Below are 15,282 nucleotides of genomic sequence, written 5' to 3'. Positions count from 1 at the left end.
AATAAGTTTGTTTGAAGAAGAGTAAAACTCTTAAACTTAGAATAGGAGAAAACTATGCAAGCAGTTGAACATTTTATTACCCAATTTGTTCCTGAACATTATGATTTATTTTTAGACTTGAGTCGTGAGACCAAGACCTTTTCTGGGAAGGTGACCATTACTGGTCAAGCACAGAGTGACCGTATTTCCCTTCACCAAAAGGACTTGGAAATCACTTCTGTAGAAGTTGCGGGTCAAGCTCGTCCATTTACAGTTGACCATGACAATGAAGCCCTTCATATCGAATTGGCTGAGGCTGGTCAAGTTGAATTGGTCATTGCTTTTTCAGGAAAAATTACAGACAACATGACAGGGATTTACCCTTCTTATTACACAGTTGATGGAGTCAAGAAGGAAGTCTTGTCCACTCAGTTTGAAAGCCATTTTGCGCGCGAAGCCTTCCCATGTGTGGATGAGCCAGAAGCAAAAGCGACTTTTGACCTCGCTCTACGTTTTGACCAAGCAGAAGATGAAGTTGCCTTGTCGAACATGCCAGAAATCGATGTTGAAAACCGCAAGCAAACAGGCATCTGGAAGTTTGAGACAACACCTCGTATGTCTTCTTACTTGTTAGCCTTTGTAGCAGGTGATTTGCAAGGGGTGACCGCTAAAACTAAAAACGGTACCCTCGTAGGTGTCTACTCAACCAAAGCTCACCCACTATCTAACCTTGATTTCTCACTGGACATCGCCGTTCGCTCGATCGAGTTTTACGAAGATTACTACGGAGTTAAGTATCCAATCCCTCAATCACTTCACATCGCCCTGCCTGACTTCTCAGCTGGTGCTATGGAAAACTGGGGTCTAGTGACTTATCGTGAAGTTTACTTGGTTGTGGATGAGAACTCAACCTTTGCTAGTCGACAACAAGTTGCCCTTGTTGTGGCACATGAGTTGGCTCACCAATGGTTTGGTAACCTCGTGACTATGAAATGGTGGGATGATCTTTGGCTTAATGAAAGCTTCGCAAACATGATGGAATACGTCTGTGTGGATGCCATCGAGCCAAGTTGGAATATCTTTGAAGATTTCCAAACAGGTGGAGTACCTCTCGCTCTTGAACGTGATGCGACGGATGGTGTTCAGTCTGTTCATGTTGAAGTTAAACACCCAGACGAAATCAATACCCTCTTTGATGGCGCTATCGTCTATGCCAAAGGAAGCCGTCTCATGCACATGCTTCGTCGTTGGCTCGGCGATGCTGATTTTGCCAAAGGCTTGCATGCCTACTTTGAAAAGCACCAGTACAGTAATACCATTGGTCGTGACCTATGGAATGCCCTTGGTCAAGCATCAGGTCGTGATGTTGCAGCCTTCATGGATTCTTGGTTGGAACAACCTGGTTATCCAGTTCTCACTGTCAAAGTTGAAAATGATGTCTTGAAGATTTCACAAAAACAATTCTTTATCGGTGAGCACGAAGACAAGAACCGTCTCTGGGTTGTGCCACTGAACAGCAACTGGAAAGGCTTGCCAGATACACTCGAAACTGAAAGTATCGAAATCCCTGGCTACGCAGCTCTTCTTGCTGAAAATGAAGGGGCTCTTCGTCTCAACACTGAAAATACTGCCCACTATATTACCGACTATCAAGGAGACTTGTTAGAAGCTGTTCTTGCTGAGCTAGAGACACTTGATAACACAAGCAAACTGCAAATTGTTCAAGAACGTCGTTTGTTGGCTGAGGCAGGGCACATTTCTTATGCAGACTTGCTTCCAGTCCTTGATAAACTTGCTAAGGAAGAGTCTTATCTGGTGGTTTCAGCTGTTTCTCAAGTGATTTCTGCCCTTGAGCGCTTTATCGATGAAGGAACAGAAACTGAGAAAGCCTTTAATCGTCTGGTTGCAAAATTAGCTCGTCATAACTATGACCGTCTTGGTTTTGAAGCCAAAGATGGAGAATCAGATGAGGATGAATTGGTTCGTCAGTTGGCTGTTTCTATGATGATTCGCTCAAATGATGCAGAAGCTAGTCAAGTCGCTAGCCAAATCTTTGCAGCTCACAAGGAAAATCTTGCAGGACTTCCTGCAGCCGTCCGAGCTCAAGTTCTCATCAATGAAATGAAACACCATGAGACCAAGGACTTGGTCGCAACTTATCTGGACCTCTACACTCATGCGACGGATGCGGTCTTCAAACGTCAGCTGTCAGCGGCTCTTGCCTACAGTACAGATGCTGACAATATCCAAACCTTGATTCGTTCATGGAAGGATAAATTTGTGGTCAAACCACAAGACTTGTCTGCTTGGTATTACCAGTTCCTTGCTCATCAAACAACTCAGGAAACTGTTTGGGTATGGGCGCGTGAAAACTGGGATTGGATCAAGGCGGCTCTTGGTGGAGACATGAGCTTTGATAGCTTTGTTATCCTTCCTGCTCATGTGTTTAAGACAGAGCAACGCTTGGCGGAATACAAGGAATTCTTTGAGCCCCAACTCTCTGACCTCGCTCTTAGCCGTAATATTGGTATGGGAATCAAGGAAATTGCAGCGCGTGTTGACTTGATTAAGCGTGAGAAAGCAGCAGTTGAAGCTGTTGTAGCCCAATATGCTAAAGCTTAATTCGTTTATGTAAACAAAAACTCAACTTTCTATCTGAAAACAAGAGAGAGTTGAGTTTTTTTTAAGGCAATTTTGGTATAATAATCATAACAAGGAGGAGTTTCTGATGATAAAAATCTTATTAGTAGAAGATGACCTAGGCCTGTCAAACTCAGTATTTGACTTTTTAGATGATTTTGCAGATGTCATGCAGGTCTTTGATGGAGAAGAAGGTCTCTACGAAGCAGAAAGTGGCGTTTATGACTTGATTTTGCTTGACCTGATGTTGCCAGAAAAAAATGGCTTCCAAGTTTTGAAAGAATTGCGAGAAAAAGGAATCACGACACCAGTCCTTATCATGACTGCAAAAGAGAGTTTGGATGACAAGGGACATGGTTTTGAGTTGGGAGCGGATGACTATCTCACCAAACCTTTCTACCTAGAAGAACTCAAAATGCGGATCCAAGCCCTTCTCAAACGTTCAGGTAAGTTTAACGAAAACACCTTGACCTATGGAGATATTGTCGTCAACCTTTCAACGAATGAAGTGAAAGTGGAAGATACTCCTGTAGAACTACTCGGAAAAGAGTTTGAGTTATTGGTTTACTTCCTTCAAAATCAAAATGTCATTCTTCCCAAGACACAAATTTTTGACCGTCTATGGGGATTTGATAGCGATACGACGATTTCCGTTGTAGAAGTCTATGTTTCAAAAGTTCGTAAGAAATTGAAGGGAACAGCCTTTGCTGAAAATCTTCAAACCTTGCGTAGTGTCGGGTATATTTTAAAAGATGTTCAATAAACTAAAAAAAACATGGTATGCAGATGATTTCAGCTATTTCATTCGAAACTTTGGAGTGTTCACCCTGATCTTCTCTGCTATGACCTTGATTATCCTCCAGGTCATGCACTCGAGTCTCTACACTTCTGTTGATGAAAAACTCCAAGCCCTTAGTAGCAGTCCCCAAGCGGTTATCCAGCTAGCCTTGAATCGGGCAACTGAAGAGGTCAAGGATATTCAACCAGCAACAGCGGATGCCAACAAGGCTGAAATCAAACCCAATGTTAGCTCAAATACAGAAGTTTTACTTTTTGACAAGGATTTTAACCAACTCTTATTAGGGAACCGTTTTTTAGGCTTGGATAAGATCAAGCTAGACAAAAAAGAGTTGAATCATATTCGGCAAATCCAAGTTGTCAATAGCTACGGTCAGGAAGAAACCTACCGAATGATCTTGATGGAAACCAATTCTTCCTCCGTATCAAGCAATGTCAAATATGCGGCGGTTTTAATCAATACCAGCCAGCTTGAGCAAATCAGCCAAAACCACGAGCATTTAATTGTTGTAGTGATGGCTAGTTTCTGGCTCCTCTCTTTAATTGCCAGTGTTTACCTAGCACGTGTCAGTGTCAAACCCTTGCTGGAAAGCATGCAAAAGCAGAAGTCCTTTGTTGAAAATGCGAGTCACGAACTGAGAACGCCTTTGGCCGTTTTACAAAATCGTTTAGAGAATCTCTTTCGAAAACCAGAGGCGACGATTATGGAATCCAGTGAAAGTATCGCTTCCAGTCTTGAAGAGGTTCGCAACATGCGTTTCCTCACGACCAATCTTCTCAACCTTGCACGACGAGATGATGGAATCAAACCAGAAATAGCAGAAGTTTCTCCACAATTCTTTAAAACAACCTTTGCTAACTATGAGTTAATTGCTTCTGAAAATGATCGTATTTTTGCGTATGATAATCGGATATATCGTCCATTCATGACCGATCAGTTGCTCCTAAAACAACTCATGACCATCTTATTTGACAATGCCATCAAGTATACCGAAGAAGATGGGAAAATTGAGTTTGTAGTCCATGCTACAGATCGTCACCTCTATCTAACAGTAACGGATAACGGAATTGGAATCTCAGCTGCTGACAAGAAGAAAATCTTTGACCGCTTTTACCGTGTGGACAAGGCGAGAACCCGTCAGAAAGGTGGCTTTGGTCTTGGACTATCTTTGGCCAAGCAGATTGTTGATGCTTTGCGAGGAACGATTAGCGTAAAAGATAACAAACCTAGAGGAACAATTTTTGAAGTTAAAATCGCTATTCAATCTCCTTCAAAACGTAAGAATAAATAAAAAAGACAGTTATAGAACTGTCTTTTTTGATAACTAGAAAAGAGGTTGGTAGTAGTACCAACCTTTATTTTGAAAGTTTTCGTTTCATCATCTTTCGTTGAAGTTGTAAAAGTGCGAAGCTTGTTGCCATTGCAGCGATAAAGGACAAAGCTGTATTTAATTTTAAGGCTAAAAAGATAAAACTAAACAGTGCCATAAAAATACAGAAACAAGCGATATTTACAAAAAATAAAATCTCTTTTAGGTTAGGGCCGAATGGGGCTTCAGGTGTGTAATCTTGGTAAAGCGGAGTTTGTTTCGATTCGGGAGCTTGTTCAAACTCATAAGCTTCTAGTTTTCTTACGGACATGATTCTCTCCTTAACAGTACATAACTATTTTATCATTTTTTATGCAAAGAATTATTACAGGATTGTTACAAAACTACTAAAGTCTCTTATCATCCTCTAAGTCGCTCTCTTGACACCTACAAGGGAAAATGGTAGCATGGATGTTACACTTAGAACAGATGACCTGACCTTCTCTTTTATAAATATACTGAGAAAGGAAAGGATAACTTATATAAATTGATAGCAAGCTGAGGCTTTTTCCTAAGATGATTTGTTGAGTTGCTACCTGGATACTTTTGAAGAGTATTGGTAGGAGTTGTTTTGAATGGATGATAAGACAGCGATTCTGTCTATTGGACTGGGTGGCTTTTAAACTACCTCTGGGAAATGTTAAAGGAGACAAGCATGTATCTTGCTATCAAAGAGATATTACGAAACAAACTTCGATATAGTTTGATTCTAACTACCATTTTTCTTATCGCTTTTATGGTCTTTTTTATGACCAGTCTAGCTCTTGGTCTTGTGCGAAACAACCGAGCCGCTATTGATAACTGGCAAGCGACGGGAGTGGTTTTATCTGACTACGCAAATGATAATTTGACGGCATCTTTTATTCCTGAAAAGGACTACAAGGATAAGAGTTCTGAAGAGGCTGCTCCATTGGGCTATATGTTTGCTGTAACCAATCTAGTCGATGGTAGTGAAAAGGTCAATGTTTCCATTTTTGCTCAAGACTGGGACTCTTTTATCTCTCCTAGTTTGACGGAGGGTCGTTATCCTGAAGGAGATGATGAGGTTGTCGTGGATCAGTCTTTTGAGAACTATGGGATGAAGCTAGGTGATGCCATTCAGCTCAATGGAAGCGATTCAAGTTACAAGATTGTAGGCCTGACTCAAGGAAATAAATTTTTCACCGAGCCTGTTGTTTTTACGAGTCTGACAACTTATTGGACCTTACAAGGAACCTTGAAAGCCAATCGTTCCATCTCTGCCTTAGTATTGAAAAATGACATAGAAGTGACTGGCGATGGACTGAAACAGATTTCCATTCCAAAAATGATATCGAAAATTCCTGGTTACACACCTCAGGTTAATGTATTTTCAGGGATGATTCTCGCTATGATTGTCATCACAGGCTTGATTGTGGGTATTTTTGTTTATATCATTACCATCCAAAAACTAGGACTTTATGGAATAATGCGGGCTCAAGGGATACAGATCAAAACCATTGTATGGTCTCTATTCTGTCAAATCTTCCTCCTAGCTGGTATGGGGATTGCTTTAGCCTTGCTGGCAATCGGAGGAGTGATTTTAGTCTTACCAGCTACCTTCTTTTTCTATCCAAGTTGGATAGCCTACTCTGTCCTAAGCTTGGTAATTTCCTTGATGGCCCTTCTAGGTGGTGTCATTTCACTTCCACGCTTGTTAAAGGTGGACCCGATTACTGCGATTGCAGAATGATAAGGAGAATAGTATGACAGCATTGATTGAAATGAATCAAGTGACAAAAACCTACGGGGAAGGAAAGATGAGAGTCGTAGCCCTGCATGAGACGAATTTTCAGCTAAATGCGGGAGAGTTCGTAGCTATTGTTGGGCCTTCAGGTTCTGGAAAGACGACCTTTCTAACAACTCTAGGACAACTACAGGAAGCTTCGAGTGGAAAGATTCTAGTCAAAGGGAAGGAAACAGGCAGTTTAACGGAGAAGGAAAAAACAGATCTCCGTTTCAGAGAGTTTGGTTTCATTCTCCAGGCTTCAAACCTAATTCCGTTTCTAACAGTCAAGGAACAGCTGGATTTGATTGACAAACTAGATAAGGGAAAAAATAGTAAAAGTGACCGAAAAGAACTCTTTGACTTGTTGGATTTGGAAAAAGTTCAAAATCATTATCCCAAAGCTCTATCGGGTGGCGAACGTCAACGTGCCGCGATTGCTAGAGCGCTCTATAACAATCCAAGCATTGTGCTTGCAGATGAGCCGACAGCTAGTCTTGACACCGAGCGTGCTTACCAAGTAACGGAGATGCTGGCTGCCATTGCCCATGAACAAGGTAGAGGAGTTGTTATGATTACGCACGATACTCGTCTTCTTGATAAGGTTGACCGTATTTATGTTATGAACGATGGCCACCTAGTTGAAGAAACACATGCATAAAATAGAGTGAATGGTACAAGTTACTGTTCACTTTTTTGATTGGGAAAGATAGAAACAAGTTTAACTTTTTGTGAATCTCTCAGTATTCATAGCTGATTTTTGAAAAATGTGGTATAATTTTTCTTATGGAAAAGATTATCATTACAGCAACTGCTGAAAGTATTGAACAAGTTGAACAGTTACTCGAAGCTGGCGTAGACCGTATCTACGTTGGTGAGAAAGATTTTGGCCTTCGTCTGCCAACGACTTTTAGTCATGACCAATTGCGTGAGATTGCTAAGTTGGTTCATGAAGTAGGCAAGGAATTGATTGTCGCGGTTAATGCCCTCATGCACCAAGATATGATGGACCGTATCAAGCCTTTCCTAGACTTCTTGGAAGAAATCAAGACAGACTATATTACTGTTGGGGATGCAGGTGTCTTTTACGTGGTCAATCGTGATGGTTATTCCTTTAAAACCATTTACGATGCTTCAACCATGGTGACAAGCAGTCGTCAGATTAACTTCTGGGGTCAAAAGGCAGGTGCCTCTGAGGCTGTTTTGGCGCGTGAAATTCCATCTGCTGAACTCTTCAAGATGCCTGAGATTTTGGAAATTCCTGCTGAAGTGTTGGTTTACGGAGCTAGTGTCATCCACCATTCTAAGCGTCCGCTCTTGCAAAACTACTATAACTTTACGCATATCGATGATGAAAAGACACGTAAACGCGACCTCTTCTTGGCAGAACCGAGTGACCCAGAAAGTCACTATTCCATCTTTGAAGACAATCATGGTACCCACATCTTTGCCAACAATGACCTTGATTTGATGACCAAATTGACAGAATTGGTAGAACATGGTTTTACTCATTGGAAACTTGAAGGACTTTACACCCCTGGTCAGAATTTTGTAGAAATTGCTAAGCTCTTTATTCAAGCGCGTGGCTTGATCCAAGAGGGGAATTTCAGCCATGACCAAGCCTTCTTGTTAGATGAGGAAGTGCGCAAGTTACACCCTAAAAACCGTTTCCTCGACACAGGATTCTATGATTACGATCCTGACATGGTTAAATAGGACACCAAAACCCGAAATAAAAATGTTCGGGTTTTTCCAGTGTATCCATGAAATAAAAACGGATACATGTTATAATAAAAATAGCTCTTTAATGGAGGTGTTTAAGTGGAGAATCTGAAAAAGATGGCAGGTATCAAGGCTGCTGAGTTTGTCAAGGATGGTATGGTTGTTGGACTCGGTACTGGATCAACTGCCTACTATTTCGTAGAAGAAATCGGTCGTCGGATTAAGGAAGAAGGTTTGCAGATTACTGCTGTAACGACTTCCAGTGTGACCAGTGAACAGGCTGAAGGTCTTAACATCCCGCTCAAGTCGATTGATCAAGTGGATTTTGTTGATGTGACGGTTGACGGGGCGGATGAAGTAGATAGCCAGTTTAACGGAATCAAAGGCGGAGGTGGTGCCCTTCTGATGGAGAAGGTTGTGGCAACGCCCTCAAAAGAATACATTTGGGTGGTAGATGAAAGCAAACTAGTAGAGAAACTAGGTGCTTTTAAATTGCCAGTAGAAGTGGTTCAGTATGGTGCAGAACAGGTCTTTCGTCGGTTTGAACGAGCTGGCTACAAACCAAGTTTCCGTGAAAAAGACGGTCAACGTTTTGTGACAGATATGCAGAACTTTATCATTGACCTAGCCTTGGATGTCATTGAAGATCCGATTGCCTTCGGACAAGAATTGGACCATGTCGTTGGTGTCGTAGAGCATGGCTTGTTCAACCAAATGGTGGATAAGGTCATTGTAGCGGGACGAGATGGTGTTCAGATTTTAACTTCAACAAAAGCAAACTAATCAACATAATAAGGAGATACACTATGTCAAAATTTAATCGTATTCACTTGGTGGTACTGGATTCTGTGGGAATTGGTGCTGCACCAGATGCCAATAACTTTGTCAATGCAGGGGTTCCAGATGGAGCTTCTGACACACTAGGACACATTTCCAAAACAGTTGGTTTGAATGTGCCAAACATGGCTAAAATCGGTCTAGGAAATATTCCTCGCGAAACGCCGCTGAAGACTGTTCCAGCTGAAAGCAATCCAACAGGTTATGCAACAAAATTGGAAGAAGTTTCCCTTGGTAAGGATACCATGACTGGTCACTGGGAAATCATGGGACTCAACATTACCGAGCCTTTCGATACTTTCTGGAACGGATTCCCAGAAGAAATCTTGACAAAGATCGAAGAATTTTCAGGACGCAAGGTCATTCGTGAAGCCAACAAACCATACTCAGGAACAGCTGTTATCGATGATTTTGGACCACGTCAGATGAAAACTGGGGAGTTGATTATCTATACTTCAGCTGACCCTGTTTTGCAGATTGCTGCCCACGAAGACATCATTCCTTTGGATGAATTGTACCGTATCTGTGAATACGCTCGTTCGATTACCCTTGAGCGTCCTGCTCTTCTAGGTCGTATCATTGCCCGTCCATATGTTGGTGAGCCAGGAAACTTCACTCGTACAGCAAATCGTCGTGACTTAGCCGTTTCTCCATTTGCACCAACCGTTTTGGATAAATTGAACGAAGCAGGTATCGATACTTACGCTGTTGGTAAAATCAACGATATCTTTAACGGCGCTGGTATCAACCACGACATGGGTCACAACAAGTCAAACAGCCACGGAATTGATACATTATTGAAGACCATGGGACTTGCTGAGTTTGAAAAAGGATTCTCTTTCACAAACTTAGTTGACTTTGATGCCCTTTATGGACACCGCCGCAATGCTCATGGTTACCGTGATTGCTTGCATGAGTTTGATGAGCGCTTGCCTGAAATTATCGCAGCAATGAGAGAAAATGACCTTCTTTTGATTACTGCGGACCATGGAAATGACCCAACCTATGCAGGAACAGACCACACTCGCGAATATATTCCACTTTTGGCTTACAGTCCTTCCTTTAAAGGAAATGGTGTCATTCCAGTTGGACATTTTGCAGATATCTCAGCAACAGTTGCGGATAACTTTGGTGTTGAAACTGCCATGATTGGTGAAAGTTTCTTAGATAAATTGGTATAAGATGACGCGATATGCTTTACTGGTAAGGGGCATTAATGTCGGTGGGAAGAATAAGGTTGTCATGGCGGAGCTTCGTCAAGAATTGACAAAGTTGGGACTGGAAAAAGTTGAAACCTACATCAACAGTGGCAATATTTTCTTTACTTCGACAGATGACAAAGCCCAATTGGTTGAAAAGTTAGAGACTTTCTTTGAAGTCCATTATCCATTTATTCAGAGCTTTTCCTTGCTGAGTCAGGAAGACTATGAAGCAGAGCTGGAGAATCTGCCAGATTGGTGGTCCAAAGACTTGGCTCGAAAAGATGTGCTCTTCTACACGGAGAACTTGGATGTGGATCAAGTCATCGAGAAAGTGAACAGTTTGGAACTGAAAGATGAAGTGGTTCATTTTGGAAGACTTGGGATTTTCTGGGGGAAATTCTCTGAAGAATCTTACTATGCAACTGCCTATCACAAGTACTTGCTCAAGATGCCTTTCTATCGCAACATCACCATTCGCAATGCCAAAACCTTTGACAAAATCGGTCAAATGTTAAAAAATAATAAAGGAGACACACAATGATATTTTTAGATAAAATCAAGGAAACAGCTGCTTTCCTGAAAGACAAGGGAATCCAAGCGCCTGAGTTCGGTCTAATCCTTGGATCAGGACTTGGAGAATTGGCAGAAGAAATCGAAAATCCAGTTGTAGTAGACTATGCAGACATTCCAAACTGGGGTCGCTCTACAGTCGTCGGACACGCTGGGAAATTGGTATATGGTGAACTTTCAGGGCGCAAGGTCTTGGCTCTTCAAGGACGCTTCCATTTCTACGAAGGCAATCCTCTTGAGGTCGTGACTTTCCCAGTTCGTGTGATGAAAGTACTCGGATGTGAAGGTGTTATTGTAACCAATGCAGCTGGTGGTATTGGCTATGGTCCTGGTACTTTGATGGCTATCTCAGACCATATCAACATGACAGGTCAAAATCCATTGATGGGTGAAAACTTGGATGACTTTGGTCCACGTTTCCCTGATATGTCTAAAGCCTACACACCAGAATACCGTGCTACTGCCCATGAAGTGGCTAAGAAACTTGGTATCAAGCTTGATGAAGGTGTCTATATTGGTGTAACAGGTCCGACTTATGAAACTCCAGCAGAAATCCGTGCCTATAAGACACTGGGAGCAGATGCAGTTGGTATGTCCACTGTTCCTGAAGTTATTGTGGCTGCCCACTCAGGCTTGAAAGTTCTCGGTATTTCATGTATTACGAACCATGCTGCTGGTTTCCAAGAAGAACTCAATCACGAAGAGGTTGTAGAAGTGACTGAACGTGTCAAAGGCGACTTCAAAGGCTTGCTGAAAGCGATTCTTGCTGAATTGTAATGTCATGAGAGTTCACTTTATTTTACATGAGACATTTGAGGTTCCAGGCGCATATCTAAAATGGGCTATAGAACGAGGTCATCAAATTACATCAACAAAGGTTTATGAAAAAAAACCTCTTCCTGAAACAATTGACGGGATTGATTTTCTGATTGTCATGGGTGGTCCTCAATCACCTGATGAGGATAGAGAAAACTTCCCATACTATGATCCAAAGGCTGAGCTTGCTTTTATGAAAGAAGCGATTGCTGCAGATATCTATATTGTTGGTGTCTGTCTTGGTGCGCAACTCCTATCTGTCGCCTATGGTGCGAAGTATGAACATAGTCCAGAGCGCGAGATCGGCGTTTATCCTGTGACATTGACGATGCAAGGTCTAACAGATCCTCATGTCAGCTTGTTCGGAAAAAACATAGAAACCGGCCACTGGCACGGTGATATGCCAGGACTGACAGATGAAGCTGTCGTCTTGGCGACCAGTCAAGGTTGTCCACGCCAAATTATTCGCTTCAGTCCGAAACATTATGCCTTTCAGGCTCATTTGGAATTTGATCCAGACGCAGTAGAATTATTGATTGTTGCGGATGGTGAGGAGAAATTAAGAGAGCAAAGTGAAAAGTTGCCTTTTGTTCAAACACCAGAAGAATTACGTGGAAACGATTATTCTGAAATGAATGCAAAACTGTATGCATTTTTAGATTCATTGGTAAACTAGGAACTACAGAAAGGCAGAGTATCTGAGTTATAGTCAAACTCGGGCTAATTGTTCTGTGAAATATTTAATTTTAAAATCAAGAAAGAAAGGATGGGTAAACCGTATTTGCTGAACTGAATACGGGCGGAGAACTGTGTAAAAAAGATAAACTGTCTAGCATCTGTGATGCGTCGTCAGTTTCCTATTTTTACTTTGTTCACTGTCGCTATCCTAAATATACAAAAAGAAAGGTAGAGCGAAGTGTTCTAATTTGAACACGAGCGGAAAACTTTTCTAAAAACATAGAGAGGATGGTTCGGTTTTGAATTGAAGCCGGTCTAGTCTTCTCAATATCATCAAAATTAAGAAAGAAAGGAATTGAACCCACCCTAAAAGCAGTGGGAAAAAGATAGTTGGTCTAGCGAGCATCGCTCACTGCGCCCAACTCCTATTTTCCCTTCGCTTTTTGACGGGTTTGGTATCTTATATTATGTCTATCCATATTGCTGCTCAGCAGGGTGAAATTGCTGATAAAATTCTTCTTCCTGGGGATCCTCTTCGTGCGAAATTTATTGCGGAGAATTTCCTTGAAGATGCTGTTTGTTTTAATGAAGTGCGTAACATGTTTGGTTACACTGGTACTTACAAGGGTCACCGTGTATCTGTCATGGGAACTGGGATGGGGATGCCTTCCATTTCGATTTATGCGCGTGAGTTGATTGTGGACTATGGTGTAAAGAAATTGATCCGTGTGGGAACTGCGGGTTCATTAAATGAAGATGTTCATGTCCGTGAATTGGTCTTGGCGCAGGCGGCTGCAACCAACTCAAACATTATCCGCAACGACTGGCCACAGTATGATTTTCCACAAATCGCTAGTTTTGATTTGCTAGACAAGGCCTACCATATCGCCAAAGAACTTGGTATGACCACCCACGTTGGGAACGTTTTGTCATCAGATGTCTTTTACTCAAACTACTTTGAAAAGAACATCGAGCTTGGTAAATGGGGAGTCAAGGCTGTGGAAATGGAAGCAGCAGCTCTTTACTATCTTGCTGCCCAACACCACGTTGACGCACTTGCTATCATGACCATTTCTGATAGCTTGGTCAATCCAGATGAAGACACTACGGCAGAAGAACGCCAAAATACCTTCACCGATATGATGAAGGTTGGTTTGGAAACCTTGATTGCAGAGTAAAATGTAAACGAAAATCCTGATTTCATTTGAAATCAGGATTTTTTCATAGATGCGATTTTTTCTGGGTCTGGTGTAACGCGGAGGGTCTTTTGTCCTGTGTAGGTTACAAAGCCAGGTTTGCCACCTGTTGGTTTGTTGAGTTTTTTAACCTCAATCATATCTACCTGCACGAGATTTGACAAACGCCCTTTGGAGAAGTAGGCAGCTAGTTCGGCCGCATCTGTCTTGACTTCATCAGAAGGATTAAGATTTCCTGAGATGACGACGTGGCTTCCAGGGATGTCCTTGGCATGGAACCAGAGTTCCTCCTTGCGGGCCATTTTAAAGGTCAATTCCTCGTTTTGCAGGTTGTTTCGTCCGACATAGATGATGGTCTTGCCATCGCTCGCCAGATACTGTTCTGGTTTTTTGCGTTTCTGGATTTTCTCGCGTTGGCGTCTTCTAATGAAGCCTGTTTGAATCAATTCTTCACGTATTTCAGCGATTTCTTCTAGTCCAGCTTGGTTGAGCACGGTCTCCACACTTTCTAGATAGAGAATGGTTGCCTTGGTTTCTTCAATCAGCTCAGTCAGGTATTTGACAGCTTCTTTGAGTTTCTGGTAGCGTTTAAAATAGCGTTGGGCATTCTGACTGGGAGTCAAGGCCTTATCAAGCGTAATGGTGATAGGTTGATTGGTGTAGTAGTTGTCCAAGGTAACCTGGTCTTGGTCATTAGGCACTTGGTGGAGGAAGGTTGTCAACAATTCCCCTTTTTGGCGAAATTCCTCAGCATTGTCTGTCGCTAATAACTCTTTTTCTTGTTTTTTAAGCTTATGTCGATTCTTCTGAAGTTCATTTTCAACACGACGAATCAGTTCACTGGCTTGCTGTTTGACCCGATCGCGTTCTGCCTTATCCTTATAGTAGGTGTCCAGCAAATCAGAAAGACTGGTAAAAGGCTCTCCCACCTGATTTACAAAAGGAACTGGGCTGAAAGAAGTCTCCGTTAGGAAAGGCTTGGTTTCTTGCCCGAAGAAGTTTCGGAAAGTAGACAGTTTATCACTGACAAGAATGTTTTCCAATTCATTTGCCGTATCGCGTCCCAGACCTTGAAAGAGACTTTGAAGATTTTTTGCCTTCAGTTCTTGGGTCTGCAGGATTTCAAAGAGCTTTTCATCCTTGACAGTAAAAGGATTGAGAGACTCGGTGCTTGGCGGAGCGATATAGGTCGATCCTGGAAGTAAGGTGCGGTAGCTATTTTGCGAAAAGCCGACATGTTTGATGACTTCGAGGATTTTATGGCTACTTTTATCGACGAGGAGAATATTGCTGTGTTTCCCCATGATTTCGATAATCAAGGTAGCCTGAATATGGTCCCCAATCTCATTTTTATTGGAAACCGTGATTTCCACGATACGGTCATTTTCCACTTGCTCAATTGATTCAATCAGGGCGCCTTGTAAATACTTTCTCAAAACCATGATAAAAGTCGAAGGTTGGGCTGGATTTTCAAAAGTCGTTTGGGTTAGCTGAATGCGACCAAAAACGGGATGGGCAGAGAGGAGCAGGCGATGGCTTTGGCGGTTGCTGCGGATTTGCAAGACCAACTCTTGTTCAAAAGGTTGATTGATTTTCTGGATGCGACCATTGACCAACTCTCTTCGCAATTCCTCAACCATGTGATGTAAAAAAAATCCGTCAAATGACATCGTTCTCTCCTTGTGATTGTATTCCATAGTATTATATCAAAAAGGTAGAATAAAATCATG

General features: G+C 42.1%; 14 protein-coding genes. 12 read left to right on the top strand and 2 right to left on the bottom strand.

Annotated elements, in window-relative coordinates; all coding sequences use genetic code 11:
* The first annotated feature begins 54 nt into the window (after nt 1–54).
* The 3 genes from D8863_RS06945 to D8863_RS06935 all read left to right on the top strand — a co-directional run bounded on the left by D8863_RS06945 (nt 55) and on the right by D8863_RS06935 (nt 4,709).
* Entirely contained in the window at nt 55–2,601 is a 2,547-nt protein-coding gene (locus D8863_RS06945) for a M1 family metallopeptidase (RefSeq protein WP_125441470.1), read from the top strand.
* A 106-nt stretch (nt 2,602–2,707) separates the two neighbouring features.
* Nucleotides 2,708–3,382, top strand: a complete 675-nt coding sequence (gene ciaR, locus D8863_RS06940; RefSeq protein ID WP_000590630.1) for a two-component system response regulator CiaR — start codon at nt 2,708–2,710, stop codon at nt 3,380–3,382.
* Nucleotides 3,372–4,709 carry a sensor histidine kinase gene (locus D8863_RS06935; RefSeq protein ID WP_125441469.1) on the top strand — a complete coding sequence of 446 codons (1,338 nt, stop codon included), beginning with the start codon at nt 3,372–3,374 and terminating at the stop codon, nt 4,707–4,709. Before ciaR ends, D8863_RS06935 begins: the two co-directional genes overlap by 11 nt.
* 64 nt (nt 4,710–4,773) lie before the next feature.
* Here D8863_RS06935 and D8863_RS06930 read toward each other — a convergent pair whose 3' ends face one another.
* Nucleotides 4,774–5,058, bottom strand: a complete 285-nt coding sequence (locus tag D8863_RS06930; RefSeq protein ID WP_125441468.1) for a DUF3270 domain-containing protein — start codon at nt 5,056–5,058, stop codon at nt 4,774–4,776.
* A gap of 384 nt (nt 5,059–5,442) precedes the next feature.
* Between D8863_RS06930 and D8863_RS06925 the strand changes: the two genes are divergently transcribed.
* From D8863_RS06925 to deoD, 9 genes are all read left to right on the top strand, one after another.
* On the top strand, nt 5,443–6,498 hold the full coding sequence (locus tag D8863_RS06925) for an ABC transporter permease (protein WP_000280276.1): 1,056 nt from the start codon (nt 5,443–5,445) through the stop codon (nt 6,496–6,498).
* Between the two features lie 13 nt (nt 6,499–6,511).
* On the top strand, nt 6,512–7,192 hold the full coding sequence (locus D8863_RS06920; protein WP_044020910.1) for an ABC transporter ATP-binding protein: 681 nt from the start codon (nt 6,512–6,514) through the stop codon (nt 7,190–7,192).
* A 125-nt stretch (nt 7,193–7,317) separates the two neighbouring features.
* Nucleotides 7,318–8,247, top strand: coding sequence for a peptidase U32 family protein (locus tag D8863_RS06915; protein WP_125441467.1), 930 nt, complete (start codon nt 7,318–7,320; stop codon nt 8,245–8,247).
* 105 nt (nt 8,248–8,352) lie between these two features.
* Nucleotides 8,353–9,036, top strand: a complete 684-nt coding sequence (gene rpiA / locus D8863_RS06910; RefSeq protein ID WP_125441466.1) for a ribose-5-phosphate isomerase RpiA — start codon at nt 8,353–8,355, stop codon at nt 9,034–9,036.
* Nucleotides 9,037–9,059: 23 nt separating this feature from the next.
* The gene (locus D8863_RS06905; RefSeq protein ID WP_049505713.1) at nt 9,060–10,271 is read left to right on the top strand and encodes a phosphopentomutase; all 1,212 of its coding nucleotides are present in this window, start codon (nt 9,060–9,062) and stop codon (nt 10,269–10,271) included.
* 1 nt (nt 10,272) lies between these two features.
* On the top strand, nt 10,273–10,833 hold the full coding sequence (locus tag D8863_RS06900; RefSeq protein ID WP_049505714.1) for a DUF1697 domain-containing protein: 561 nt from the start codon (nt 10,273–10,275) through the stop codon (nt 10,831–10,833).
* Nucleotides 10,830–11,639 (top strand): purine-nucleoside phosphorylase, encoded by an 810-nt coding sequence (locus tag D8863_RS06895; protein WP_125441465.1) that lies wholly within the window; start codon nt 10,830–10,832, stop codon nt 11,637–11,639. Before D8863_RS06900 ends, D8863_RS06895 begins: the two co-directional genes overlap by 4 nt.
* A 4-nt stretch (nt 11,640–11,643) precedes the next feature.
* Nucleotides 11,644–12,354 carry a type 1 glutamine amidotransferase gene (locus tag D8863_RS06890; RefSeq protein WP_049505716.1) on the top strand — a complete coding sequence of 237 codons (711 nt, stop codon included), beginning with the start codon at nt 11,644–11,646 and terminating at the stop codon, nt 12,352–12,354.
* Nucleotides 12,355–12,823: 469 nt separating this feature from the next.
* Nucleotides 12,824–13,534: a purine-nucleoside phosphorylase gene (gene deoD / locus D8863_RS06885; protein WP_000022091.1), complete on the top strand. Its 711-nt coding sequence runs from the start codon at nt 12,824–12,826 to the stop codon at nt 13,532–13,534.
* A gap of 32 nt (nt 13,535–13,566) precedes the next feature.
* Here the strand turns inward: deoD and pavA are convergent, their stop codons facing one another.
* Entirely contained in the window at nt 13,567–15,222 is a 1,656-nt protein-coding gene (gene pavA / locus D8863_RS06880) for an Rqc2 family fibronectin-binding protein PavA (protein ID WP_125441464.1), read from the bottom strand.
* Nucleotides 15,223–15,282: the final 60 nt, after the last annotated feature.

It is taken from the genome of Streptococcus oralis, from assembly GCF_003943825.1.
GTDB classification, from domain to species: Bacteria; Bacillota; Bacilli; order Lactobacillales; family Streptococcaceae; genus Streptococcus; species Streptococcus oralis_CD.
The sequence above is the reverse complement of the archived record's forward strand: the minus strand, read 5'-3'. Positions and strand labels throughout refer to the sequence as shown.

Coding starts and splice junctions, on each gene's coding strand:
- D8863_RS06930 (WP_125441468.1), bottom strand. CDS start 5,058: ATGTCCGTAAGAAAACTAGAAGCTTATGAGTTTGAACAAGCTCCCGAA.
- D8863_RS06905 (WP_049505713.1), top strand. CDS start 9,060: ATGTCAAAATTTAATCGTATTCACTTGGTGGTACTGGATTCTGTGGGA.
- D8863_RS06890 (WP_049505716.1), top strand. CDS start 11,644: ATGAGAGTTCACTTTATTTTACATGAGACATTTGAGGTTCCAGGCGCA.
- deoD (WP_000022091.1), top strand. CDS start 12,824: ATGTCTATCCATATTGCTGCTCAGCAGGGTGAAATTGCTGATAAAATT.
- D8863_RS06920 (WP_044020910.1), top strand. CDS start 6,512: ATGACAGCATTGATTGAAATGAATCAAGTGACAAAAACCTACGGGGAA.
- D8863_RS06935 (WP_125441469.1), top strand. CDS start 3,372: ATGTTCAATAAACTAAAAAAAACATGGTATGCAGATGATTTCAGCTAT.
- ciaR (WP_000590630.1), top strand. CDS start 2,708: ATGATAAAAATCTTATTAGTAGAAGATGACCTAGGCCTGTCAAACTCA.
- D8863_RS06895 (WP_125441465.1), top strand. CDS start 10,830: ATGATATTTTTAGATAAAATCAAGGAAACAGCTGCTTTCCTGAAAGAC.
- D8863_RS06915 (WP_125441467.1), top strand. CDS start 7,318: ATGGAAAAGATTATCATTACAGCAACTGCTGAAAGTATTGAACAAGTT.
- pavA (WP_125441464.1), bottom strand. CDS start 15,222: ATGTCATTTGACGGATTTTTTTTACATCACATGGTTGAGGAATTGCGA.
- D8863_RS06900 (WP_049505714.1), top strand. CDS start 10,273: ATGACGCGATATGCTTTACTGGTAAGGGGCATTAATGTCGGTGGGAAG.
- D8863_RS06945 (WP_125441470.1), top strand. CDS start 55: ATGCAAGCAGTTGAACATTTTATTACCCAATTTGTTCCTGAACATTAT.
- D8863_RS06925 (WP_000280276.1), top strand. CDS start 5,443: ATGTATCTTGCTATCAAAGAGATATTACGAAACAAACTTCGATATAGT.